Raw genomic sequence first — 21,847 nt, forward strand, 5'->3', positions numbered from 1 at the left:
TAACTGTATACAGGCTTGCATATTGATTTCAAGAATTGAGTGTGGCACCTGTGAATCAACCGAAGAAGGGCATTGTTTATGGCGGGTCCACGCGTCGATGATATCTATGATCAGGTCAAAGCGATGGCGGTCTCCTTCCGCCTGCGCCCCGGTGACCGCCTGAACGAGGTCGCCCTGTCCAGGGATCTGGGCGTCAGTCGCACGCCGTTGCGAGAAGCGTTGAACCGTCTGGTCGCCGAACGGCTGTTCGATTTCCGCCCGGGGCAAGGGTTCTTTTGCCGTTCCTTGGATGCGCAAAGCGTGTTCGACCTTTTCGAGCTGCGCCAGATCATCGAATCCGCGGCGGCCCGATCCGCCTGCGCCAGGGCGACCGATGAAGACCTGCAAATGCTGCGTGACGAACTTTACGAAACGGGCATCGACATCACCGGCCTGACGATCGAAGAGGCAGTTACCCGGGACGAAGCGTTCCATCTGGGGATCGCAAAGCTGTCAGGGAACATGGAGTTGTTGCAAACTCTGACGCGGATCAACGAGCGTATCCGCTATATCCGTTGGATTTCCATGAGCATGGACCGGGTGCAGAAGTCCAAGGACGAACATAAACACGTCATGAAGGCCCTGCTGGATAGGGACGCGGACGAGGCGGCCGGGGTTCTGGCGGCTCATATCACAAAGCGAATGGATCAGGTTCAGGACGCAGTGCGTCACGGGATTACCAGCATCTACATGGAAGGGGCCGAAGACATCTCGACCCGCATTATCGAGGAGGCATAGGGATGATAGTGCAGGGCGGCAAATCCATTTACGGCGCATCGGTGGGAATCCTCATGCTGGACGCGCAATTCCCAAGAATTCCTGGTGACATGGGCAATGCGCAGACATGGCCGTTTCCGGTGCTGTACCGCATCGTCCGGGATGCCTCGCCCGATCGGGTGGTCCGGCATCGGGCCGAAGGTATGCTCGAGGTCTTCATCGACGCCGCGCAAGAGCTGGTCAAAGACGGCGCCGACGGAATAACAACCAATTGCGGGTTCCTGTCCCTGTTCCAGAAGGAACTGGCCGAGGCCGTTCCGGTTCCCGTCGTCACGTCGTCCTTGATGCAGGTCGAAATGGTGAATCGCATCCTTCCCAGGGGAAAGCGTGCGGGCATTCTGACCATTTCGGCGTCCACCTTGACCAATGACCATCTTCAGGCTGCCAATGTCCCCTTGGACACGCCAATCGGCACAACCGAGGGTGGGCGGGAGTTCACCCGCGCAATTCTTGGCAATGAATCGCGTCTGAATGTTGAGAAGGCCCGGGAGGACAATGTTGAGGCCGCGATCGCGTTGGCCTCGGACCACCCCGATCTTGGGGCAATAGTTCTGGAGTGCACGAATATGTGCCCCTATGCGTCGGATATTCAACAGGCGACCGGGCTGCCGGTGTTTTCGATCGTGTCCTTCGTGACTTGGTTCCAGGCCGGTCTTGTTCCGCCGGTGTACCGGAACTGACCTCTGGCCTTTCATCAAGACGGGTTGTGTTGGCCGCAGGCAAAACTCAAGCCAGTGTCAGATCACCGGGTATCGAATTTCGGATCACGCGCTGTGCATTCGGCAGATCGTTCGACTGCGCGCGGTCCTTGGCGGCATTGGCGTCCAGACCATGGCCGATCCATCTGTTGGTCAGGCGGGTTTGGAGTGTTTTCAAATCGGTGTCCAAAAATACCTTGAATGTCCACAGTTGGTGAAGGTCCGACCAACCCGGCTCGTTCAAGAGAAGGTAATTGCCCTCAACCAGAACAACGCGCTGATCCGCCGTGATCATGGACCGTGCGGCAATGGCCAGATCCAGTTCCCGGTCAAACTCGGATATTGCGATTTCTTTTTCCGCGCGCAATCGATCAAGCAACGCATGAAAGCCGGCAAGATCAAAGGTTTCAGGAGATCCTTTGCGGCTCAGCAGGCCGCGATCCTTCAAGATCACGTTGTCATAGTGGAAGCCGTCCATGAAAACCAGTCCGGTTGCGACGCCGCGCAGATTGAGCTCTTTGGTTGCAAGGCCCGCCGCAGTCGTTTTTCCCGATCCCGGCGGCCCGGCAATCGCGACAAGATGCCGGTCTTGCAGCGGCGGCAAGGCCTGAACGGCATCCGCGATCCTGGTTGCAAGCGCCTCGGGCGTGGCAAGTGTGCTTTTCACGCGGCCTGGTCCTCGGCGGGCGGTTCCTTGGCACCGGTCATGAACGCCACTGCGTCGGACATCGTGTAATCCTTGGGATCAACGACGCAGAGGCGTTTGCCGAGCCGATGTACGTGAATTCGATCGGCGACCTCGAAAACATGTGGCATATTGTGGCTGATCAGGATGATCGGAATGCCGCGAGATTTCACGTCCAGGATCAGTTCAAGAACGCGCCGGCTTTCCTTCACGCCCAATGCGGCGGTTGGTTCGTCCAGGATGATGACTTTTGATCCGAATGCCGCGGCACGTGCCACCGCAACACCCTGACGCTGACCCCCGGACAGTGTTTCGACGGCTTGATTGATGTTCTGGATCGTCATCAGGCCCAGTTCGCTCAGCTTGTCGCGGGCGAATTTCTCCATCGCCGGACGGTCGAGCATTCGGAACCATGATCCCAACGGCCCTTTGCGCCGAATCTCGCGCCCCATGAACATGTTGTCCGCAATCGACAGGGCGGGGGACATCGCAAGTGTCTGGTAAACCGTTTCAATGCCGGCTTCGCGCGCGTCGATCGGCGAGTGGAAATTCACTTTCCGGCCTTCCAGCCAGACTTCGCCTTCATCCGGCATCACCGCGCCTGAAATCGCCTTGATCAGTGTTGACTTGCCCGCGCCGTTGTCGCCGATCACCGCCAGAATCTCGCCCGGCATCAAATCGAAATCGCACTGATCCAGCGCCGTCACCTTGCCGTAGCGCTTCACAAGGTTCCGTCCTTTGAGAATAGGTTCCATCAGGCTGCCACCTTTCTGATCCACTGGTCGACCGCGACCGCTGCGATGATAAGGATGCCGATCAACAGGAACGTCCATTGCGCATCAGCGCCCAGCAACCGAAGCCCAAGCGTGAAGACCCCGACGATCAACGCTCCGAACAGCGATCCAAGAATGGACCCGCGGCCACCGAACAGGGATATGCCCCCGATCACGACCGCCGTTATGCTTTCTATATTGGCCAACTGGCCAGACGTCGGAGACACGGACCCGATCCGACCAATCAGAGCCCAGCCCGCGAAGGCGCAGATCAGCCCGGACAGCATGTAAACCGACATCAGCGTGCGATGCACATTGACACCGGACAGCTCGGCGGCTTCCGGATCATCACCGACCGCATAGACATGCCTTCCCCATGCGGTGTGACGAAGGGCGTAGGAAAGCCCGAGGATCAGCACCAGCATGAAGATCACGCCGACGGTGAATACCGCCCCGCCCACATTGAACTTGGCCCCGAAAAGTTGCAGAATCGCGGCGTTTTCTTCGATCTCCTGCGACCGGATTGTTTCGTTCTGAGAATACAGGAAGTTCGCCGCAAGAACGATTTGCCACATGCCAAGCGTCACGATGAACGGCGGCAGTTTGATGCGGCTGACCAGATACCCGTTCACCGCACCGATTGCGGTGCCAACGAAAAGGCCGCAAACAATCGCGACCGTTGGTGGCAGCCCATATCGGAAGGTGAACTGACCCATGACAACCGACGACATCACCATGATTGCCCCGACGCTCAGATCGATACCGGCGGTCAGGATGACGAGGCTTTGCGCCGCCGCCACGATCCCGACGATCTGAACCTGTTGCAGGATCAGGGTCAGCGCGAATGGCGAGAAGAACTTGGAGCCCAGCAAAGCCCCGAAAATGACGATGGCAGCCACAAGAACGATCAGCGGTACCAAAGAGGGGTTCACATGCAGAAAATGCTGAACCGTTCCGACGAACCCGCGGTGGTGATCGTCAAATTCGGCAATCTGTTCCGGGCTGCCTTTTGCAGCGGCTTCGAAGTCGTCTGATCGTCGTGAAGTATCGGACATAAAGGTTCCCCCAAAGCGTCAGGTTACTGACGACTTTAGCAAGTTTTCGGGCGAATGGGTGGTTTGAAATGCGGAAGGCCGCCCTCTGCGGCCCTCCGGGTGGTCAGGTTAACCCCAGCAGAGGTCCATGCCTTCTTTGACCGAGATCGACTCGACGCCTTCGGCAGGCTTGTCGGTTACAAGCGCCACGCCGGTGTCAAAGAAATCCTTGCCAGGCGTGTTTTCAGGTTTCACGCCTTCGTCCGCCCATTTCTTGACGGCCTCAACACCCAGCGATGCCATCAGCAGCGGGTATTGCTGCGACGTCGCGCCGATAACACCATCGGCAACGTTTTGGACACCCGGGCAGCCTCCGTCCACGGAAACGATGAGCACGTCATTTTCGCGCCCGATGGCTTTCAGCGCCTCGTAGGCGCCTGCCGCGGCAGGCTCGTTGATGGTGTGAACAACGTTGATCGTGGGATCTTTGGCCAGAAGGTTTTCCATCGCGCGGCGACCACCTTCTTCGTTGCCGGCAGTGACATCACTTCCGACAAGACGGGGGTCATCTTCATCACCGATTACGTTCGGGTCCGCCAGATCGACACCAAAGCCTTGCAGGAAACCCTGATTGCGCAGCACATCCACTGTCGGCTGACTGACGGCAAGATCCAGTGTCGCAATTTTCGCGTCGTTGGCCGCGTCGCCCAGCGTGGCTTTGGCCCATTGTCCAATCAGCAGCCCGGCCAGGAAATTGTCCGTGGCAAAGGTCGCGTCAGCCGAGTCAATGGGTTCCAGCGGCGTATCCAGAGCGATAACCAGAACACCTGCATCCCGCGCCTGCTTCACGGCCGGAACGATGGATGATGTGTCCGAGGCCGTCAGCAGAATGCCTTTGGCGCCGTCCAGAATGCAGGTCTCAATGGCTTGCACCTGCGTTTCATGGTCACCGTCAACTTTGCCCGCAAAGGCTTTGAGCGTCATTCCCAGCTCTTCCGCTTTTGCAGTCGCACCTTCTTTCATTTTGACAAAGAACGGGTTGGTGTCCGTCTTGGTGATCAGGCAAACAGTTTCGCCTTCCGCCATTGCGCTGCCAGCCATGGCAGTAACCCCGAGCGCAGCAGCACCCGCAAGTTTTGCAAGTTTCATCGATTATCCTCCCAGTTTTTTCTATGCCGAGTAGGGCACGAGGGCGATCAGGCAAAAAATCCTGACCCCATAAGAAACAATCACAAGATTCGAATTTTGAGTCAATAAATAAATCACTCTTATTTATTATTGACAGTGCGGGCGGGCTTTCTCATTCTTCAACAGGAAAGGGGTGGTCGTGCCGGAAAATTCATCTCGGAAAAATTCGATTGGCCTGCACGGGTCAGAGGTACGCGGAACCAACCAAAGCGGGATGCGGGCCCGGAACGAACGGCTTGTATTGTCGCTTGTCCGGCGTCACCAGGCGCTTGCGAAGTCCGAGATCGCGCGCATGACCGGACTGTCGGCACAAACCGTTTCCGTCATTATGCGACTGTTGGAGAAGGATGGTTTGCTTTTGCGCGGTGAACCGGTCCGCGGGAAAGTCGGGCAACCTTCCGTTCCCATGCGACTTAACCCGGATGGTGCCTTTTTCTTTGGGCTCAAGGTGGGGCGTCGCAGTGCCGAGTTGGTTTTGACTGACTTTGTCGGAAATGTGCGGCAACGCGATCGGCGAACCTATGACTATCCAACGCCGAAAGCCACTTTGGAGTTTTCCACTGAGAGTCTGGGCAAAATGATATCATCCATGTCGCCTGAGGCCAAAGGCAGGATTGCGGGACTTGGGATTGCCATGCCGTTCTACCTATGGGACTGGGCCCAGACCCTTCAGGTTCCTCAGGAAGAAATGGACCCGTGGCGCGTATCAGACCTGAAGGCTGACCTGGCGCGGCGCCTCGATATTCCGGTATTCCTGCAAAATGACGCCACTGCGGCTTGTGGGGCGGAATTGGTATTCGGTCCAGCCGATGGGCCCAGGGATTTCCTGTACTTCTATATCGGGTTTTTCATTGGCGGCGGTGTGGTCCTCAATGGCGCAATCTTTTCGGGACGTGGAAACGCGGGCGCAATCGGCCCCTTGCCTGTGCCAGATGATGCCGGTGGTGTCAGACCCCTTATCGACGTGGCCAGCCTGTATGTGCTCGAGCGTGCAATCACCACAGCAGGTGTCACGTCGCATTCCATTTGGGAAACGACCCAGCGTTGGGATGTGCCAAAAGTTCAACTGGAATACTGGTTGAAACAGACGGCGAGTGGGATTGCCTATGCGATTGTCTCGTCCTGTAGCCTGATAGATTTCGAATGCGTGAAGATTGACGGCTGGATGCCGCAGGACATCAAGGCGCGTTTGGTTGAAATGGTCGAAGACAAACTGTCTGAGCTTAACCTGACCGGTCTCGAGCGCCCTGCCGTGCTGGCAGGGACCGTGGGCCCGGAAGCACGCTCACTGGGCGCGGCGAGCCTGCCGTTGTCGGAAAGGTATCTTTCAGAAGCTTAGATGTGAAATCACCTTGTTGCCTTGGATATTTCACAAACTGGTTCACTCTCGCAAACTGCCGAGCTCATTATTTTCGATGGCCGTAACACATTTTCGTTGACGGAGGGCTGAGTTGTCTGGCAAGCCGCTCGGCATGTCCGGTTCCGGGGCTTGCTCTGGAATCAATAGGGAATGCGGTGCGGGCTCAGGCCCAATTCCGCAACTGCACCCGCAACTGTAAGCGGCGAGCAGGGCTGAAACGCCACTGGGGGTTGCCCGGGAAGGCCAGTCCAACGCTTTGACCCGCAAGTCAGGATACCTGCCGGACATGTGCCCTCTAACGGGTACTCCTAATCGGCGACGGGATGTGCGTCGGACCAGGATGCCTGAAAGGGTAATTTGGCGTTGAATGTCCCGTGGTCAAAACGAATTTCGCGCCGGGATTGGCGCGACGGGACAAGGACGACTGTTCATGAAAACGCTGCTCAGCGCAGCCGCTGCCGCGGTGGCTCTTCCTGCCATCGCAAATGCGCATTTCCTTTTGGAATACACCACGGACACCATGATCGAGAAACCGGGCGATGTGCCGGTCAAACTGATTTTCTGGCATCCATTCGAGAATGGCCATGTCATGGATCTTGAAAAGCCGCAGGAATTCTATGTGATCCACAACGGTGAAAAGACCGATTTGCTGGACACGCTGGAACCTATCCGTTTCACCGGCGGGGAAAACGAGGGCGCGGCGTTCAAGGGCAGTGTCCCGGTCAAACGTTCGGGCGACTATGTGCTGGTGACGGTTCCTCAGCCTTATTACGAGGAATCCGAAGACATTTATATCCAACAGCTCACCAAAGCCTTCCTGAACCGTAACGAATTGCCGACCGACTGGATGAATCCTGTGGGGCTAGCGACCGAGATTATCCCGCTGAACAAGCCGACCAACATCATCGCGGGTTCGACTTTCACGGGCCGTGTGCTGGCTGATGGTCAGCCGGTTTCGGGCGCCGAGATCGAGATCGAGTACATGGCCGCGGAACCCGACATGGAAAGCTCGGCCGCTTCTGCACCGAAAGTGTCTCCTATGCCGGGTGGTGCGGTGGTCGCAATATCTGACGACAACGGGTATTTTTCGTTCGGCGTTCCAAAAGCCGGTTACTGGGGTTTCGCTGCCCTTGGTTCCGGTCCGGCAACCGAACATGAGGGCAAAGAACTCAGCCAGGATGCGGTCATCTGGATTCGTGCCTGGGATCTGGAGTAACCCCAGATGCACATCGTCGACGGAGCCCTTTCCAACCCGGTTGTAATTGGCGGCGCCATAGCCGCCGCGGGCGGGATCGCCATGGGTCTCAGGTCTCTGGATCTTGATCGCATCCCCACTGCGGGCGTGCTGTCAGCCAGTTTCTTCGTGGCATCCTTGATCCACGTGCCCATTGGTCCGTCGTCGGTCCATCTGATCCTCAACGGCATGGCCGGGCTGCTGCTTGGTTGGGCCGCATTCCCGGCTTTGTTCGTCGGGCTTTTGCTACAGGCGGTCTTTTTCGGCTTTGGCGGGTTGACGGTGTTGGGGATCAACACCGTCAATATCGCCTTTCCCGCAGTGGTGGCCGGAATGTTGTTCGGTCGTCTGATCGCGCGTGGAACGCCTTTGCAAGGTGCGATTTGGGGGGGCGTCGGCGGCGCATTTGCGATTGCAGCGACAACCGGCATGGTCGCGTTTTCCCTGGCGCTGTCGGGGGATGAATTTCTGCCTGCCGCCAAGCTTGTTTTCTTCGCCCATATTCCTGTCATGGCCATCGAGGCGATTTTGACCGGGTTCGCCGTGTTGTTGGCGCGCAAGGTCAAGCCCGAGCTGTTTTTCAGAGGAGCAGCCACATGAAGCATCTGGTTGTCATATTGGCCGTGTGCTGCGCACCTGTGCCTGCCCTGGCGCACAAGGTCATAGCCGGCGTTTTCGAGTCGGGAGACGTCATCGAGGGCGAAATTGGCTTTTCTAACGGCGACATGGCAAACGGCACCGAGGTCATTGTCACCGGCCCGGATGGGGCCGAGCTGGGTCGATCGGTCACGGATGCGGACGGTTTTTTTGTCTACACGCCGACCTCGGCCGTGGCGCACACCTTCTTTGCCGACCTTGGCGCCGGGCATGTGGCCGAAGTCACGATGTCTGCCGAAGATGTCGCGCGGATCATGGGCGTTGCCGTGGCAGAAAACGGTGACTCATCTTCGGCTGCTGTGACGCAGGCCAGCGGTTCGGCGGCGTCTCTCAGCGCCGAAGAGCAGCAGGTTATCGCCAAGGCCGTACGTGACGAATTGCGCCCGCTCAGGCGCGAGATTGCGGCCTATCGCGAACAGAATGACTTGCAAACCATCCTTGGCGGGATCGGGTACATCGTTGGTCTGTTTGGTCTGGGCTTTTACATGGTGGCCCGCCGCAAGCTGGCGTCCTGATGGCACACGTTCTGGGGCACAAGGAAAAAACACTGTCCGAAGCCGGTGACGGGCCAAAAGGTTTGATCAGCCAGCTGGATCCCCGGATGCGGATCGTCATGGCAGTTGTTTTTGCGGTCGTGACCGTGGCGCTGTCATCCCTCGGCGCGCTTTGCGCGGCGCTGACAGTGTCGCTTTCGCTTCTGATAGTTTCACGTCTGCCGCGGCGAAAGACGTTGAAGCGAATGGCCATGATGGATGGGTTCATCCTGTTCATGCTGGTCCTGTTGCCCTTTTCCATGCCCGGGGATCCGATGTTCACGCTTTGGGGATTCTCCGCAAGCTGGCAGGGATTTTGGAAAGCGGTCGAGATTGCCTTGACCGCCAATGCCGTGATCCTGTCCCTGTTGGTTTTGGTCGGGACGATGGAGCCGGTTACACTGGGCCACGCCCTGCATCGTCTGCGGTGCCCCGAAAAGCTGGTTTACCTGCTGATGTTCACGATCCGGTATATCGAGGTCTTGCGCGAAGAATACCTGCGGCTGCGCGCCGCGATGAAGGTGCGTGGTTTTCGGCCAGCAACAAACTGGCACACATATCGCAGCTTTGGCTACCTTGTGGGTATGATGCTTGTGCGCGCGATCGAAAGATCAGAACGCATCCTGGCCGCTATGAAGTGCCGGGGGTTTTCCGGGCGTATGCCGTTGCTTCAGGAATTTGCCCTGACCCGTGCGGACATTGTGTTTGCGGCAGGTTTCAGCGGTCTCTGCCTGGGTCTGATCATTCTGGAATTCGCATGACACTGATTGCGCTTGAAGACATCTGTTTTTCCTACCCCGGCCAACCACCCGTTCTGGACGGGGCAAACCTGAGCCTGAGCGCGGGGCAGCGCCTGTCCCTGACAGGCCCGAACGGAGCGGGGAAATCGACGCTCCTGCGGATTTTGCTTGGGTTGCAGCGCCCGTGTTCAGGCACCGTCACCGTTTTTGGTCAGCAGCGCGTGGAAGAGGCTGATTTCCATGAGGTCCGCCGCCGGGTGGGGCTTGTATTTCAGGATGCGGACGATCAGCTGTTCTGCCCGACCGTCGCCGAAGACGTTGCTTTTGGTCCGCTCAATCTGGGCAAGACCCGCGACGAAGCACTTGCCATCGTCGACAAAGTTCTGGGCGATCTGGACCTGATGCACCTGAAGAACCGCATTACCCATAAATTGTCAGGCGGTGAAAAACGGCTAGTGACCCTGGCGACGGTTCTGGCGATGGAGCCCGAAGTGCTGTTGCTGGACGAACCGACGAATGCGTTGGATACGAAAAACGAAGCGCGCCTGCTGGAAATCCTGCGCGCGTTGCCACAGGCGATTTTGCTTGTCAGTCATTCGCCGGCGTTCCGCTTGGAACTGGCGCCCGATGAACTGGATCTTCGCGACGGGAAGCTGGTGCCGGTCTGACCTGTTCTCGTGGCAACCGGACATGGTGGTTTCAGAAATGCAATCATACCGCCTGAGCCACGCCATGAAACGGAAAGCGAACCTTGCGCGTCGTCAGGCCTTGGCTATGTGCGTCTGCGGCTCATCAGCCCATATTTGACCGCCCATGCCCGAAAGGACCCGCGTCTGCGCCTGTCCTGTTTCACAGGTTGCCTGGATTGCGCACCGCCTTTGCGGTTGAATTCGAACACGTCGATTATCCGCTCGGCACAGCCACAGGCTTCGCCCATGCCGACTTTGGCGAAATAGAATTTCTCGAAACGCTCGGGGTTTTGCATGGCTGACCTCCTGAATGCATTGAACCTCATGAAGGGCGCATTGCCAAATCACTTTCGTGCGTTTCAGGCAGCCGTGCTATGGCGCAGCGAACTCGCTTCCTGTCCAGACATTGTCCAGTTGATTGAAGACCGGCGAGGTAATGAGCATTTCAGCGGAATATTGCAGTTGCAGCTCATCCGCAAACCGCGTGACGCCCGGCACAAGCCCGGTGATGTTGCGCCATTCCGCCCAGGTTCCGGGATTTGACAGACTGGTCGGATTGCCGGGATCAGCGGGCTGGTGCCACCCGGCGGCGTTCAGCAGTGGTGTGAGCGCAAAGCGCGCATCATTGCTGTCGACTTCGGTACAGGCAGAGGCATCGCATTCCCAACTTGTCCAGTTCTCCGCCGCGATGGTTCCGGCGATCGGAGCGGCGGCGTCGATGACCCGAACCATAACCTCGAACCCGCCACCAGCCGTCGGACGGCTGAGCGACAAAGGGTCGGTTGCCACGGCGTGCAAAGCCGCTGTTGGCGCCAGGCTGAGTGTACGACCGATCAGAGCCAGCTGCGCAGAGCCGTCTGTTGCGGGTGCAGACCCCGCAGCAGGCAGGATCCTGACAGGTGTCAAAATCGGAACCGCGCCACCGCGGATCGTGATTTCCTGCACCGCATTGTCAAAGGCCGGAACAAAGTCGCTGCGGATCGTATAGGTCAACGGGAAGCTGGGTTGTTGTGGCCCCGCAGGTCGGGCACCGTCAAGTGTGACAAAGGACAACGGTGGAACGGCACCGGGCTGTGGCAGCGAAATCTGCGGCCCTGCTATGCCCAGAGCGGCCGCGATCATGCGCGCGCGCTGTTCGGCCTCTCCATACTCGCTGAGCAGATTTATGTAGCCGCCGATCTCGGTGATATTGCGCGGGGCAGGGATGCGGGATGGGGCAATGTCGCCAGCGATGGCCAGCCTGTGGGCTATAACCTCTCGGGCGCGCTGTATCGCCGGAGAATTGGTGGTTTCAAGAATATTGATGATGGCCTCGGCAAGGCTTTCATCGATGCCCGGTTCGGGGGTTGCATTTGTGCTGGTGTCACTCATCGTCGTCCTCCGCAGGGGCGCTCAGGCCATTGAGGAAATCCAGTACGGATTGGCTGCCGGCCTTGGTTGCGCTGCCGTCATCCGCATCTGTATTGGCTTTGGTAAAGGCTCCGAAAAGCTTGGCCAGAAGCAACGTGTTGGAGGGATTGGCCAGAGCGGCAGCACCGCCGGGAAAATCCTTGAACAGGTTTTGAACGAAACCGGTCCGGTTGCCATCCGGTTGCCCGCCAATCAGCGCAGAAACTCCCGAAGCGTTCTTGGCGATATCCTCAAACCCCTTGAGCTTTGCGGCATTGTCGGCAGCTGTCTTTTTCTTCTCGGCGGCTTGCTTTTTGGCTTCTTCCTCTTTGCGGGCCGCGGCGATCTCTTGCCCTTTGCCCGCCAGTTCAGTGGCCTTGCCGACAAGCTCTTTGGTCAGATCCGTCGCCGTGTCTATGGCCTTGTCCCGACCGGCGGCGACCGATTGCGTTTCAAGGGCCAGTTGCGCCTGCAACTCTTTCAGACCTGTCAGATCGGTTCCCGCCCGTGCAAGATCAGGCGCGGCCTTGAGGATCTCGGCCAGTTGCGAAGTGGGCACGGCCTGGCCCGTGCCGATGTCGCCCCCTGCGATGGTAAGCGTGTTCGAAGGTTGATTGGCCGGCAGGTCCGATGGCGCACGGGTGCCAAAGATTGCATCACTGTCCGCGGGCAGGACCGGCGTGTCACCAACCGGGGGTGGCGTCGGGCTGTCCTGCCAGTTCCAGAAGCGGCGATGGTCGATCATCTCGCAGGAATTGCAGCGGCCCAGAACGGCCTCGCCCAACAGGCCCCTGGTCGGCAGCGAGATCGTTCGGCGCGGTGGCCGGAAGTCTTCGCGATGGAAGGCCAACAGGCTGTCCTGAATGTCGCCGGTCCGCATCTCCATTCTGTCGGCCAGATCGGGCGGGATCGAGAAGGGCATGATCATCGCATTGCCATAGAACCCCAGCACCTTGTTCTGGACCGTGCTGAGCAGCGATATCTCGCTTGAGTCGTCATCCAACCCGCCATCGGGCACGCCGATGGTGAAGCGTTCCAGCAGGATGGCCCGTTCCTCATCTGTCATACTGGCCCAGATCACGCGGGAATAACGAACGGTGTCGGCAACGATATGCTGATACATTTCTTCGATCCGCCGCAGATCACGGCGCGACAGCACATCCGGCACTTCCTGTACGGAATAGGGCAGGGTCGCAGGCAAAGCCTGGAATGTATTGTCGTCAACGATGGTCTGCGCGTCTTCATTCATGCGCGCTTCGAACTCGCTGATCATCGGCGCGCCGACCAGATCGTCGAAATCCGAGCCTGAAATCGTCGTGTGAAGGCTCCGGCTGATGTTGCGCGTGGCGCGATCCAGATCATCCACATCTTCCAGGTTCGAGATATGTTCCCAAATGTTGAAGATGTTGATCGGGTCCGGGCCGGTATAGAATGAATAGGCAAAAGAGCCCGTCCGCCTGCGCAACTCGACGCGGGCGATGTCGGAACGTTCGACCGAGCGGGGCAACGCCACGGATCCGGTATAAGTCCGCCGGTTGGTTGGATCACGGCGCGCGTCAGCCAGCCGAACCAGCAGGTTTTCGCGTGTCTCGGCAGGCAAGTCATGCAGGTTGTCGATGTCGATCGGCGATCCGGTCAGGGGCACTGGCCCAACGCGATCGCCATCCTGCGTGAAGATCACCGCGGATATGTCATCATTGGGCATGAAAGTGCCCTGAGCCTCGAAGCTGACGATGTCCTGCGCGACACCCGGAGCATTCTGCGGTGTCGCGTCCTTGTCCGCGTAAAACTCTTCCAACAGTTTGAGGGCGGTGCGGAATCTGCGACGGTTTCGAAATACGCGACGGAACACGTCTGCGTGGCGCAGGATCACCTTGTACCGGCTCAGCAATCCGGACCGGCTGACATTGCCCGGCAATTGATCGCCTTGCCCCAAACGGCGAAAGCGGATGAGCTGCATGGGAACGAAGACCACCAATTGCACGCCTTCGATCCGCGTTTCCAGGGAAAAGTCGCGCAGAACTTCGAACCACTGCATCGTCATTGCATGACAGTGGTTGCGGTTGGCCACGAATTTTGTTGTCGCCGTCCGCCGATCACTTGCGGTGGCTGTGCGAACGCTGGTTCGGGCCGAACTTCGCTTGACCGAAGCGGCCCGTTCCAGCGCAGCCGAGAATGTCTCGTGCGTGTCTGACAGAAAATCGCGGGACGTGTTCTGCGTGTTGGACGAACTGCCTGACGAGTTGGAGCTGGAACGCGCGCCGCTGAAACCGACCCCGCCCACTATGGCCCCGATGCCGCCGAACAGACCGCCACCAATGCCACCGGCGCCCCCGAAGCTTTTTGTGAACGCCTTGGTCGAGAAAGAGGATGTTCCCCGGATCACTTCGTCCAATGCGGTTTCGAATGTACTGTCGAAAGAGGTATCGCGCGCCTCTTCGAATTCCTGTTGTTCTTCGAAGGTCAGGCTTTCGCGTTCGCGCACGGTCAGGGTTTCGCGCTGTTCCGACACGACGATCCGTTGTTCCTCGCCCGGGGCAAGCGGCAGGGAATAGACCAGACGCCCCAATGACATTCCGGCGTGAACGGCGGTTGAACGCATCTTGGCGATATAGCCAAGCGCCAGGCTGGAAGCTTTTGGCACATCCTGCGGACGCTGTTCCAAGTCTTCGAAAAAATCCTCGATATCAATGGGTTCGTCAATCGGTATCCGATCGCGGAAATCCCAGTCTCCGCCGTCATTATTGAATGCGCTCAACAGTGTTTCGGCAGAAAGATTGGCCTGCGCAAAGGTGCCGCCCGGAATTGTCGTGACAAAGCGATTGCCGCCAACGGGGCGGGTGCGAACGATGTTTTTCGGCCCGACAAGCGGGTCGATCAGCCGATAAAGAACCGAATAACGCCGCCGCGAAACCGTGCCTCCTTCGGTTCGGTATTCCGAAGCGCAATCACCTTCGCCCAGCACGATGGGCGCCTGCGTGCCGGTGAAGTCGGATATGTTCTCTTCCGCATCCTCGGGATCCACCGGCAGAATATCGGCAAGCTCACCCAGGATCGAGCGCTGCAAAGGGAGGACGGTGCGATCCAGCACCACGAGACCCAATTCACCATCCAATGCATCAATGCGCGGCACTGCCTCGGTCAGAGTGGTGTTCTGCCCCCGGATCCGCAATCTGAGGCCATTTTGCGGCAGGCGCAGATTGGGCAGATCCAGCGAAAACAGGCCCCGCGCATCCGTTACGGCGGCTTTTACAGCCCATGAAAAATCCCCGTTGTCGATGCCTTCACTGGCGGTGAAGGTTGGGCGCAGCGCTTCAACGATTACCCGCTCGGCAGGGGTGCCGTCGGGATTGATCAGTTCACCGCGCAGTTTCGGGGCAAGGGTTGGGACGACAGCGCCCAGAAACCCGTCGGTCAGATCCTTGCGTATGGTTTCGAGCTGACGAAAGACTGCACCGGTGGCCTGCACGCGCTGATCGACCAGATCGTTGATCACCTCGGCAGACAGGTCAATGCCGACACCACGGCGCAGCGCCTTGAGCTTCTCGGCTTCGACGCGCCTGAGATCGTCAAGGCTGTCAGCCGTAAAACCGGCCGATCCCGAGAGTTCCGCCGAGATCGTGGGATTGGGTCGAGAGGTCGGAATGGACAGCGTAATGCGCGGGGGCTCACTGCTGGAGTCGGACATGAAGTCACCTCGTAGGAAAGCGCTGCAAGAAACTGAGTGCCGGGAAAATTCAAATCTCGAAAGTTGACCCAACGTAACATGTTTCAGGGATTCGCAAAAGAAACGCCCGGGCCCGCCTTTTCCGCGACGCATTTCGAACGCAGGATCCGAAATGCCTTTCAGCAATGGATCTGGCGATTACTTCGTGAAACCGGTTGCCTTCAGCTTTTGCGCCAGCAGGCTCATTTGCTTGTAAATTTCACCTGCATCGCGGTGCCACGCCGCTACATCCGCGCCCTGCTGGGCAACGACCTCGGAGTCCCCTCTTGCCGCCGGACCGGTCAGGGCAGATTGTGGGCCAAGTAGGTCGACGTTTTCGACTGTGCTGCTCAACAAACCAGCGTTGAGCTTGCGGGCAGTTTCGTCCGGCACGCCCGCCTCGGCCCACGCTTCGCGGGCGATGGCCTGCAAGACAACGGCGAAGTTGTTCGATATCACAGCGGCTGCATGATACAGGCTTTTGCTTTCAGACCGGATGGGAAAACAGGTGGCTCCCAATCCCTCCAGAAGCGGCTGAATGAACGCTGTGGCGTCTTCATCGCCTTCCAACCCGCACAGCGCCTCTTTGAATTGCGCAGCAGCGGCCTGTGGATCGGCGAAAGACAGGACGGGATGAACGCTGGCCAGAGACCATGAGAGGCTTCGCAACGGCGCCAGTTGCTCGGCAGGAAAATAGCCGCTGCATTGGAACGCCACTGAAGGCTTCCCGGTTTTTTCTTGGTTTTCGAACGCCTCTTTCAATTCGTGGGCCACCGCAGAAATTTGCGTGTCGGGTACTGAGAGGATCCACAGATCAGCTGGCCGCAGATCGGCATAGCTTGCGGCAACGCGCCCGGTTTTGGACAACTGGGCGGCTTCATTTGCCGACTGAAAGGATGTGCTCAGAATATCCTGGATCCGGCAGCCATCAGTGCCATCCAGAAGGCTGATCAGCGTTTTGCCGACCCGCCCGGCACCGACAACGTTAATTTTGATTTCAGTCATCTGGGCTCTCTGTTCTTGTCGTCTAGTCCGCCCCACGGTGGGACGAATAGAAAAACGCAATCGCTTGAGTTCTGTTTTTGACGTTCAGCTTCTCATAGATATTGGACAGGTGAAACTTGACCGTGTTGGTGGATATCTGAAGTTCCTTGGACAGTTCCCGGTTCGACATCCCCTGTGCCAGGGCCTCCAAAATGGCGCGTTCCTTGCGCGACAGGCTTTGAATCGGATCCTGTTTCATCTTCCGGACGTCGATGAACGGAAACACCATCTTGCCTGCTGCCACTTCGGCGCAGGTCTCAAGAAGGCCTTCGACCTCGCCCGAGCGGGCAACAAATCCAGCGGCGCCCGCCTGCATCGCCAATCGCGGGACATCCCCAGAGGCATCGCCATAGATGACAAAGCGCGGTGCATCGGCCTGATCGCGCAGCACCTCGATCAGTTTGGCGGCACCCAGGGCCGGAAGCGTCCAGTCCACGACGCCGACCTGTACGGGTATCCGCATCACCGTTCCCAGAAACCCTTCCGCCGTCGCCGACGTGGCGACCAGAGAGAATCGGGGATCACGTTCGAAAATTTCCGACATGGCCGAAAGCACCAGCGGGTTGCTGTCCGCAAGCATGATGTCGATGGGTTTGTCCGATGTCTCAACCATATGATTTTGCCCATATTTTACAAAAAACTACCCAAAAGGGTGGGGTAGATTTCGGTATACCGTCGTATTTTTGCCGAAACGGGTAGGTAATTACCCACACTATTAGCCATCCAAAAGCAGTAGTAAGTTACGTTGCGCCATCCGGCAAGCTCGCGTTTTCTGATCGGTATCTTGAACCATCAGGCCGTAATGCCCGGCCAACAGCCGAGGATGTCAGACCATGACCTTTCAGATTTTCCCTCCGCTCGAAATTCCCGAGACCCTTGCCGCAGGGCCGGGGCCGGGGAACACGGATGTGCGTGTCCTGAAAGCCTTCGCCGGCGCAGGTGTCGCCGATCACATGCAAGGCGATGTCCTCAGGGGCATGATCGAATGCAAGCACATGCTGCGGAAAATCTGGGGCACACGGAACGCTTACACCTTCGCTGTCGCGGGTACCGGCTGGAGCGCTCTGGATACTATGTTCTCGGCCATCATGCCCGGTGACAAGGTTGTGGCCTTCACCAACGGCACATTTTCGGGGATCGACGCGTTGACGCTGCGGATCAAGGCGGCAACGCCCGCCGAGCACGCGGTCAGCCCGCTTGACCCACAGGCGGCGAGTGTCACAGTGGTCGAGGTTCCACATGGCCAGCCGGTGACGGCTGAACTGGTTGAAGCGACTGTGGCCGAGCACAAGCCGAAATGGGCCTTCATGGCGCATTGGGAAACCGGATCGGGCAGGGTGAACGATCTACGCGGTTTCTCGGAGGCGTGTGAACGTCATGGCGCCATGGGGCTGATCGATGCGGTCTCGTCACTGGGTGTCGAAGACTTTGCGATCGATGACTATCCGGGTGTGGCAGGCTGGGCATCCTGTCCGCAGAAAGGCCTGTGCTGCCTGCCGCTGACCTATGCCCCTGTCAGCTTTGCCGATGCCTATATCGAGGCTCTGAAATCCACAGGTGCCTATACCTACGTGCACAATCCGATCTTCGAGGCACGCCACTGGGGCATCGTCGAGGGGCAGGACGTGGAAAAGGGCACCTATCACCGGACCCATTCCGGATATGCGGTTGCGGCATTCCACGAGTCATTGCGCCTGACCTTGCAGGAAGGTCTGGCCAAGCGGTCGATGTCTTACCGGACGCATGAAAAGGTTCTTCGGGACGCGGTGACCGAGATGGGGTGCGAGGTCACCTCGGACATGCCCAGCCTGATCGTGCTCAACCTGCCTTCCGCGCTTTCTGGCCGCGAGATGGAACTGGTGCAGAACTGCCGCGCCCGCGGGTTTGGCATCTGGCCCACCTTGAGCGAACCGGTGCAGGTTCGCATCGGCATCCTCAATCAATTGAATCGCGAGGCCGTCAGCCGGATCGTGCGCCTATTCGCCGAAGCCATTCGTGAGCTGGGCGGAGAGGTCGATCAAGACGCGATCGAAGCTCTGCTGGAAAGCCGTTACGGCACTTCAATAGCTGCTTAAACAGGAGCGCATCAGATGGATATCCACGAATACCAGGCGAAAGAAGTCCTTTCGAAATTCGGTGTCGACGTGCCTGCGGGCGCGCTTGCCTACAGTCCTGAACAGGCGGCCTACCGGGCGCGCGAACTGGGTGGCGACAAATGGATTGTCAAGGCGCAGGTCCATGCAGGCGGGCGCGGCAAGGCCGGAGGGGTCAAGCTCTGCAACAGCGAAAACGAAATCTACAAGGCTTGTGATGATCTCTTCGGTCGCAAACTGGTGACGCATCAGACAGGTCCTGAAGGCAAAGGCATCTATCGTGTCTACGTCGAAGCAGCAGTGCCGATTGACCGGGAAATCTACCTTGGTTTTGTGCTGGATCGCTCCAGCCAGCGGGTGATGATCGTCGCCTCGTCCGAAGGCGGGATGGAGATCGAAGATATCTCGGCCGACCGCCCCGACAGCATTGTCAGGTCCATCGTGGAACCGGCCGTCGGGCTTCAGGAGTTTCAGGCCCGTGAAATCGCCTTCAATCTTGGGGTTGAAGCAAAACTGATCCAGCAAATGGTGCGGACGTTGCAGGGCTGTTATGCCGCCTTCAGCAATCTTGACGCCACGATGGTCGAAATCAATCCGCTGGTCATCACCGGTGACGACCGGGTGCTGGCGCTGGATGCCAAGATGAGCTTTGACGACAACGCTCTGTTCCGCCACCCGCAGATCGCCGAACTGCGCGACAAAAGCCAGGAAGACCCGCGCGAAAGCCGCGCTGCGGATCGCGGGCTGTCTTATGTCGGGCTTGACGGCAACATCGGTTGCATCGTCAACGGGGCCGGTCTGGCGATGGCCACCATGGACACGATCAAGCTGGCAGGCGGCGAGCCTGCAAATTTCCTCGACATCGGCGGTGGCGCGTCGCCTGAACGGGTGGCCAAGGCGTTCCGGCTGGTCCTGTCGGATGACAATGTTCAGGCCATTCTGGTCAACATCTTCGCCGGTATCAACCGCTGCGACTGGGTGGCTGAAGGTGTCGTTCAGGCGTTGAAGGAACTTGACCTCGATATTCCCGTCGTTGTGCGGCTGGCCGGCACGAATGTCGAAGAAGGCCAGAAGATCCTTGCCAAATCCGGACTGCCGATCATTCGCGCCACGACGCTGATGGAGGCGGCAGAACGCGCTGTGGGCGCGTGGAAAAACGACCTTACTCAGGGCACCAAAATGAGGGTTGTGTAATGAGCATTCTTCTCGATCGTGACACGCGTGTCATCGTGCAGGGCATCACTGGGCGCATGGCGCGGTTCCACACCAAGGACATGTTGAACTATGGCACGAACGTGGTGGGTGGCGTCGTGCCCGGCAAGGGGGGCGAAAGCGTCGAAGGCGTTCCGGTTTTTGACACCGTCAAACAGGCCGTCGAAGCCACCGGCGCCGATGCCAGCCTGGTCTTCGTGCCGCCCCCGTTTGCGGCGGATTCCATCATGGAGGCCGCCGATGCGGGCATCCGCTATTGCGTTTGCATCACCGACGGCATTCCGGCACAGGACATGATCCGGGTAAAAAGGTACATGTACCGCTATCCGAAAGAGAAACGCATGGTTCTGACCGGTCCGAACTGCGCCGGAACCATCTCGCCCGGAAAGGCGTTGTTGGGCATCATGCCGGGGCATATCTATCTTCCCGGACATGTAGGGATCATTGGCCGTTCGGGGACATTGGGATATGAGGCGGCGGCCCAGTTGAAAGAGCGCGGAATCGGCGTTTCGACCAGTGTCGGAATCGGGGGCGACCCGATCAACGGATCGTCCTTCAAGGACATCCTTCAACGGTTTGAAGACGACGAAGACACGCATGTCATCGCCATGATCGGCGAAATCGGAGGCCCGCAGGAAGCGGAAGCCGCCGAATATATCCGCGACCACATCTCCAAACCCGTGATCGCCTATGTCGCCGGTCTGACCGCTCCGAAAGGCCGCACCATGGGGCACGCGGGGGCGATCATCTCGGCCTTCGGCGAAAGCGCCAGCGAAAAGGTCGAGATCCTGTCCGCCGCAGGTGTCACCGTGGCCGAAAACCCTGCAGTGATCGGTGAGACGATCGCCCGCGTGATGGAGGCTGCGTGATGGTCAAACCTTCGGTTCTGGTTACCCGTCGCTGGCCTGCTGCCGTCGAGGCGCAGCTGGCCGAGAACTACAACACCGTATTGAACACCGGCGACAAACCCATGTCCCCGGCTGAAATCCGGCAAGCGTTGAAATCCTATGACGCCGTGCTGCCCACCGTAACGGACACGCTGAGCGCCGAGGCACTGGATGTGCCGGGTGTGCAGACGAAAATCCTTGCCAATTACGGGGTCGGCTACAGCCATATCTGCGAGCCGTCGGCCCGCGAGTTGGGTATGACTGTGACCAACACGCCCGACGTTTTGTCCGAATGCACCGCCGATATCGCCATGACGCTGCTGTTGATGGTGGCGCGTCGGGCGGGTGAGGGCGAACGCGAGCTGCGTGCAGGTCAGTGGACAGGATGGCGGCCCACGCATCTGGTCGGAACCAAGGTCAGCGGCAAGACACTGGGCATCATCGGATATGGCCGCATCGGTCAGGAGATGGCCCGCCGTGCGCATCACGGGTTCGGCATGGACGTGCTGGTTTACAACCGTAGCGCCGTATCGCCCGATGTTCTCGCCGGATGCAACGCAAGACAGGTGGACACCATTGATGACCTGCTGCCGCAATGTGACTTCGTTTCACTGCACTGTCCGGGCGGCGCAGCCAACCGCCATCTGATCAATTCGCGCAGACTTGGCCTGATGAAGCCTGACGCATTTCTGATCAACACCGCACGAGGCGAAGTGATCGATGAATGGGCGCTGATCCAGGCATTGATGTTCGACGTGATCGGCGGCGCTGCATTGGATGTATTCGATGGTGAACCGCGTATCAGCCCGGATCTGTTGCAGTGCGACAACCTCGTCATGCTGCCGCATCTGGGCAGCGCAACCCGCGAAGCGCGCGAGGCGATGGGGTTTCGGGTTCTCGACAACCTGAGCGATTTCTTCGAAGGCCGCGAACCTCGGGACCGCGTGATCTGAGGCCACCTTCAAACATCACGCAATGGCGTCCAACGCAGCCGTGGCTGCGTTGCGTTCCTCAATTAGGAGATATGACCAGTGAATGCCCCGCACCGTTTAGACGGATTTTTCACCCAGTCCCTTTCTGATCGTGATCCCGAGCTTTTTGGCTCGATC

21 protein-coding genes and 1 riboswitch are annotated in these 21,847 nt (G+C 58.6%); of the genes, 12 read left to right on the top strand and 9 right to left on the bottom strand.

The features are described from left to right. Positions 1 to 78 precede the first annotated feature (78 nt). A complete protein-coding gene (locus GOW04_RS20935; protein ID WP_171233897.1) occupies positions 79 to 777 on the top strand; it encodes a GntR family transcriptional regulator in 699 nt (232 codons plus the stop codon). 2 nt (positions 778 to 779) lie between these two features. Next, positions 780 to 1,496, top strand: coding sequence for an aspartate/glutamate racemase family protein (locus tag GOW04_RS20940; RefSeq protein WP_171233898.1), 717 nt, complete (start codon positions 780 to 782; stop codon positions 1,494 to 1,496). Between the two features lie 46 nt (positions 1,497 to 1,542). Here GOW04_RS20940 and GOW04_RS20945 read toward each other — a convergent pair whose 3' ends face one another. The 4 genes from GOW04_RS20945 to GOW04_RS20960 all read right to left on the bottom strand — a co-directional run bounded on the left by GOW04_RS20945 (position 1,543) and on the right by GOW04_RS20960 (position 5,155). After that, positions 1,543 to 2,181 carry an AAA family ATPase gene (locus GOW04_RS20945; protein ID WP_217356967.1) on the bottom strand — a complete coding sequence of 213 codons (639 nt, stop codon included), beginning with the start codon at positions 2,179 to 2,181 and terminating at the stop codon, positions 1,543 to 1,545. Then, a complete protein-coding gene (locus GOW04_RS20950; RefSeq protein ID WP_171233899.1) occupies positions 2,178 to 2,954 on the bottom strand; it encodes an ATP-binding cassette domain-containing protein in 777 nt (258 codons plus the stop codon). The genes GOW04_RS20945 and GOW04_RS20950 overlap by 4 nt, the downstream gene beginning before the upstream one ends. Continuing rightward, complete coding sequence (locus GOW04_RS20955) at positions 2,954 to 4,027, bottom strand: ABC transporter permease (protein ID WP_171233900.1); 1,074 nt, start codon at positions 4,025 to 4,027, stop codon at positions 2,954 to 2,956. Before GOW04_RS20955 ends, GOW04_RS20950 begins: the two co-directional genes overlap by 1 nt. Positions 4,028 to 4,135: 108 nt before the next feature. Next, positions 4,136 to 5,155: a sugar ABC transporter substrate-binding protein gene (locus GOW04_RS20960; protein WP_152460425.1), complete on the bottom strand. Its 1,020-nt coding sequence runs from the start codon at positions 5,153 to 5,155 to the stop codon at positions 4,136 to 4,138. 253 nt (positions 5,156 to 5,408) lie between these two features. Between GOW04_RS20960 and GOW04_RS20965 the strand changes: the two genes are divergently transcribed. The 6 genes from GOW04_RS20965 (at position 5,409) to GOW04_RS20990 (ending at position 10,386) form a co-directional block, all read left to right on the top strand. Next, the gene (locus GOW04_RS20965; protein WP_171233911.1) at positions 5,409 to 6,533 is read left to right on the top strand and encodes an ROK family transcriptional regulator; all 1,125 of its coding nucleotides are present in this window, start codon (positions 5,409 to 5,411) and stop codon (positions 6,531 to 6,533) included. Between the two features lie 121 nt (positions 6,534 to 6,654). After that, a riboswitch (cobalamin riboswitch) is annotated at positions 6,655 to 6,854 on the top strand. Positions 6,855 to 6,984: 130 nt separating this feature from the next. Beyond that, complete coding sequence (locus GOW04_RS20970; protein WP_171233901.1) at positions 6,985 to 7,770, top strand: DUF4198 domain-containing protein; 786 nt, start codon at positions 6,985 to 6,987, stop codon at positions 7,768 to 7,770. Between the two features lie 6 nt (positions 7,771 to 7,776). Continuing rightward, positions 7,777 to 8,388, top strand: a complete 612-nt coding sequence (cbiM, locus tag GOW04_RS20975; protein WP_152460423.1) for a cobalt transporter CbiM — start codon at positions 7,777 to 7,779, stop codon at positions 8,386 to 8,388. Then, positions 8,385 to 8,960 (top strand): cobalt ABC transporter permease, encoded by a 576-nt coding sequence (locus GOW04_RS20980; protein WP_171233902.1) that lies wholly within the window; start codon positions 8,385 to 8,387, stop codon positions 8,958 to 8,960. Before cbiM ends, GOW04_RS20980 begins: the two co-directional genes overlap by 4 nt. Beyond that, positions 8,960 to 9,739 carry a cobalt ECF transporter T component CbiQ gene (gene cbiQ, locus GOW04_RS20985; RefSeq protein ID WP_171233903.1) on the top strand — a complete coding sequence of 260 codons (780 nt, stop codon included), beginning with the start codon at positions 8,960 to 8,962 and terminating at the stop codon, positions 9,737 to 9,739. Before GOW04_RS20980 ends, cbiQ begins: the two co-directional genes overlap by 1 nt. Continuing rightward, positions 9,736 to 10,386 carry an energy-coupling factor ABC transporter ATP-binding protein gene (locus GOW04_RS20990; protein ID WP_152460420.1) on the top strand — a complete coding sequence of 217 codons (651 nt, stop codon included), beginning with the start codon at positions 9,736 to 9,738 and terminating at the stop codon, positions 10,384 to 10,386. Before cbiQ ends, GOW04_RS20990 begins: the two co-directional genes overlap by 4 nt. A gap of 104 nt (positions 10,387 to 10,490) precedes the next feature. On the opposite strand, the gene GOW04_RS20995 is transcribed toward GOW04_RS20990, so the two are convergent. From GOW04_RS20995 to GOW04_RS21015, 5 genes are all read right to left on the bottom strand, one after another. Then, the gene (locus GOW04_RS20995) at positions 10,491 to 10,703 is read right to left on the bottom strand and encodes a hypothetical protein (RefSeq protein ID WP_152460419.1); all 213 of its coding nucleotides are present in this window, start codon (positions 10,701 to 10,703) and stop codon (positions 10,491 to 10,493) included. Between the two features lie 76 nt (positions 10,704 to 10,779). Further along, positions 10,780 to 11,778, bottom strand: a complete 999-nt coding sequence (locus GOW04_RS21000; protein WP_171233904.1) for a hypothetical protein — start codon at positions 11,776 to 11,778, stop codon at positions 10,780 to 10,782. Beyond that, positions 11,771 to 15,484 carry a hypothetical protein gene (locus GOW04_RS21005; protein WP_171233905.1) on the bottom strand — a complete coding sequence of 1,238 codons (3,714 nt, stop codon included), beginning with the start codon at positions 15,482 to 15,484 and terminating at the stop codon, positions 11,771 to 11,773. The genes GOW04_RS21000 and GOW04_RS21005 overlap by 8 nt, the downstream gene beginning before the upstream one ends. 177 nt (positions 15,485 to 15,661) lie before the next feature. Beyond that, positions 15,662 to 16,507, bottom strand: a complete 846-nt coding sequence (locus tag GOW04_RS21010) for a Rossmann-like and DUF2520 domain-containing protein (RefSeq protein ID WP_171233906.1) — start codon at positions 16,505 to 16,507, stop codon at positions 15,662 to 15,664. A 22-nt stretch (positions 16,508 to 16,529) separates the two neighbouring features. Continuing rightward, positions 16,530 to 17,159, bottom strand: coding sequence for a response regulator transcription factor (locus GOW04_RS21015; protein ID WP_254430225.1), 630 nt, complete (start codon positions 17,157 to 17,159; stop codon positions 16,530 to 16,532). Between the two features lie 220 nt (positions 17,160 to 17,379). Between GOW04_RS21015 and GOW04_RS21020 the strand changes: the two genes are divergently transcribed. From GOW04_RS21020 to GOW04_RS21035, 4 genes are read left to right on the top strand one after another with little or no spacing between them, the layout of a single operon-like run. Continuing rightward, complete coding sequence (locus tag GOW04_RS21020; RefSeq protein WP_171233907.1) at positions 17,380 to 18,621, top strand: aminotransferase class V-fold PLP-dependent enzyme; 1,242 nt, start codon at positions 17,380 to 17,382, stop codon at positions 18,619 to 18,621. A gap of 15 nt (positions 18,622 to 18,636) precedes the next feature. Beyond that, on the top strand, positions 18,637 to 19,833 hold the full coding sequence (locus GOW04_RS21025) for a malate--CoA ligase subunit beta (protein WP_171230724.1): 1,197 nt from the start codon (positions 18,637 to 18,639) through the stop codon (positions 19,831 to 19,833). Then, positions 19,833 to 20,720, top strand: a complete 888-nt coding sequence (sucD, locus tag GOW04_RS21030; protein WP_171233908.1) for a succinate--CoA ligase subunit alpha — start codon at positions 19,833 to 19,835, stop codon at positions 20,718 to 20,720. The genes GOW04_RS21025 and sucD overlap by 1 nt, the downstream gene beginning before the upstream one ends. Further along, positions 20,720 to 21,691, top strand: coding sequence for a D-glycerate dehydrogenase (locus tag GOW04_RS21035; protein WP_171233909.1), 972 nt, complete (start codon positions 20,720 to 20,722; stop codon positions 21,689 to 21,691). The genes sucD and GOW04_RS21035 overlap by 1 nt, the downstream gene beginning before the upstream one ends. The last annotated feature ends 156 nt before the right edge of the window (positions 21,692 to 21,847 follow it).

It is taken from the genome of Ruegeria sp. HKCCA4812 (assembly GCF_013034245.1).
In the GTDB taxonomy this organism is placed as follows: Bacteria; Pseudomonadota; Alphaproteobacteria; order Rhodobacterales; family Rhodobacteraceae; genus Ruegeria.

Bases quoted from the DNA above. Each gene is read 5' to 3' on its own strand.
- GOW04_RS20935 (WP_171233897.1), top strand. From the start codon at position 79: ATGGCGGGTCCACGCGTCGATGATATCTATGATCAGGTCAAAGCGATG.
- GOW04_RS20940 (WP_171233898.1), top strand. From the start codon at position 780: ATGATAGTGCAGGGCGGCAAATCCATTTACGGCGCATCGGTGGGAATC.
- GOW04_RS20950 (WP_171233899.1), bottom strand. From the start codon at position 2,954: ATGGAACCTATTCTCAAAGGACGGAACCTTGTGAAGCGCTACGGCAAG.
- GOW04_RS20955 (WP_171233900.1), bottom strand. From the start codon at position 4,027: ATGTCCGATACTTCACGACGATCAGACGACTTCGAAGCCGCTGCAAAA.
- GOW04_RS20960 (WP_152460425.1), bottom strand. From the start codon at position 5,155: ATGAAACTTGCAAAACTTGCGGGTGCTGCTGCGCTCGGGGTTACTGCC.
- GOW04_RS20965 (WP_171233911.1), top strand. From the start codon at position 5,409: ATGCGGGCCCGGAACGAACGGCTTGTATTGTCGCTTGTCCGGCGTCAC.
- GOW04_RS20970 (WP_171233901.1), top strand. From the start codon at position 6,985: ATGAAAACGCTGCTCAGCGCAGCCGCTGCCGCGGTGGCTCTTCCTGCC.
- cbiM (WP_152460423.1), top strand. From the start codon at position 7,777: ATGCACATCGTCGACGGAGCCCTTTCCAACCCGGTTGTAATTGGCGGC.
- GOW04_RS20980 (WP_171233902.1), top strand. From the start codon at position 8,385: ATGAAGCATCTGGTTGTCATATTGGCCGTGTGCTGCGCACCTGTGCCT.
- cbiQ (WP_171233903.1), top strand. From the start codon at position 8,960: ATGGCACACGTTCTGGGGCACAAGGAAAAAACACTGTCCGAAGCCGGT.
- GOW04_RS20990 (WP_152460420.1), top strand. From the start codon at position 9,736: ATGACACTGATTGCGCTTGAAGACATCTGTTTTTCCTACCCCGGCCAA.
- GOW04_RS20995 (WP_152460419.1), bottom strand. From the start codon at position 10,703: ATGCAAAACCCCGAGCGTTTCGAGAAATTCTATTTCGCCAAAGTCGGC.
- GOW04_RS21000 (WP_171233904.1), bottom strand. From the start codon at position 11,778: ATGAGTGACACCAGCACAAATGCAACCCCCGAACCGGGCATCGATGAA.
- GOW04_RS21005 (WP_171233905.1), bottom strand. From the start codon at position 15,484: ATGTCCGACTCCAGCAGTGAGCCCCCGCGCATTACGCTGTCCATTCCG.
- GOW04_RS21010 (WP_171233906.1), bottom strand. From the start codon at position 16,507: ATGACTGAAATCAAAATTAACGTTGTCGGTGCCGGGCGGGTCGGCAAA.
- GOW04_RS21015 (WP_254430225.1), bottom strand. From the start codon at position 17,159: ATGGTTGAGACATCGGACAAACCCATCGACATCATGCTTGCGGACAGC.
- GOW04_RS21020 (WP_171233907.1), top strand. From the start codon at position 17,380: ATGACCTTTCAGATTTTCCCTCCGCTCGAAATTCCCGAGACCCTTGCC.
- GOW04_RS21025 (WP_171230724.1), top strand. From the start codon at position 18,637: ATGGATATCCACGAATACCAGGCGAAAGAAGTCCTTTCGAAATTCGGT.
- sucD (WP_171233908.1), top strand. From the start codon at position 19,833: ATGAGCATTCTTCTCGATCGTGACACGCGTGTCATCGTGCAGGGCATC.
- GOW04_RS21035 (WP_171233909.1), top strand. From the start codon at position 20,720: ATGGTCAAACCTTCGGTTCTGGTTACCCGTCGCTGGCCTGCTGCCGTC.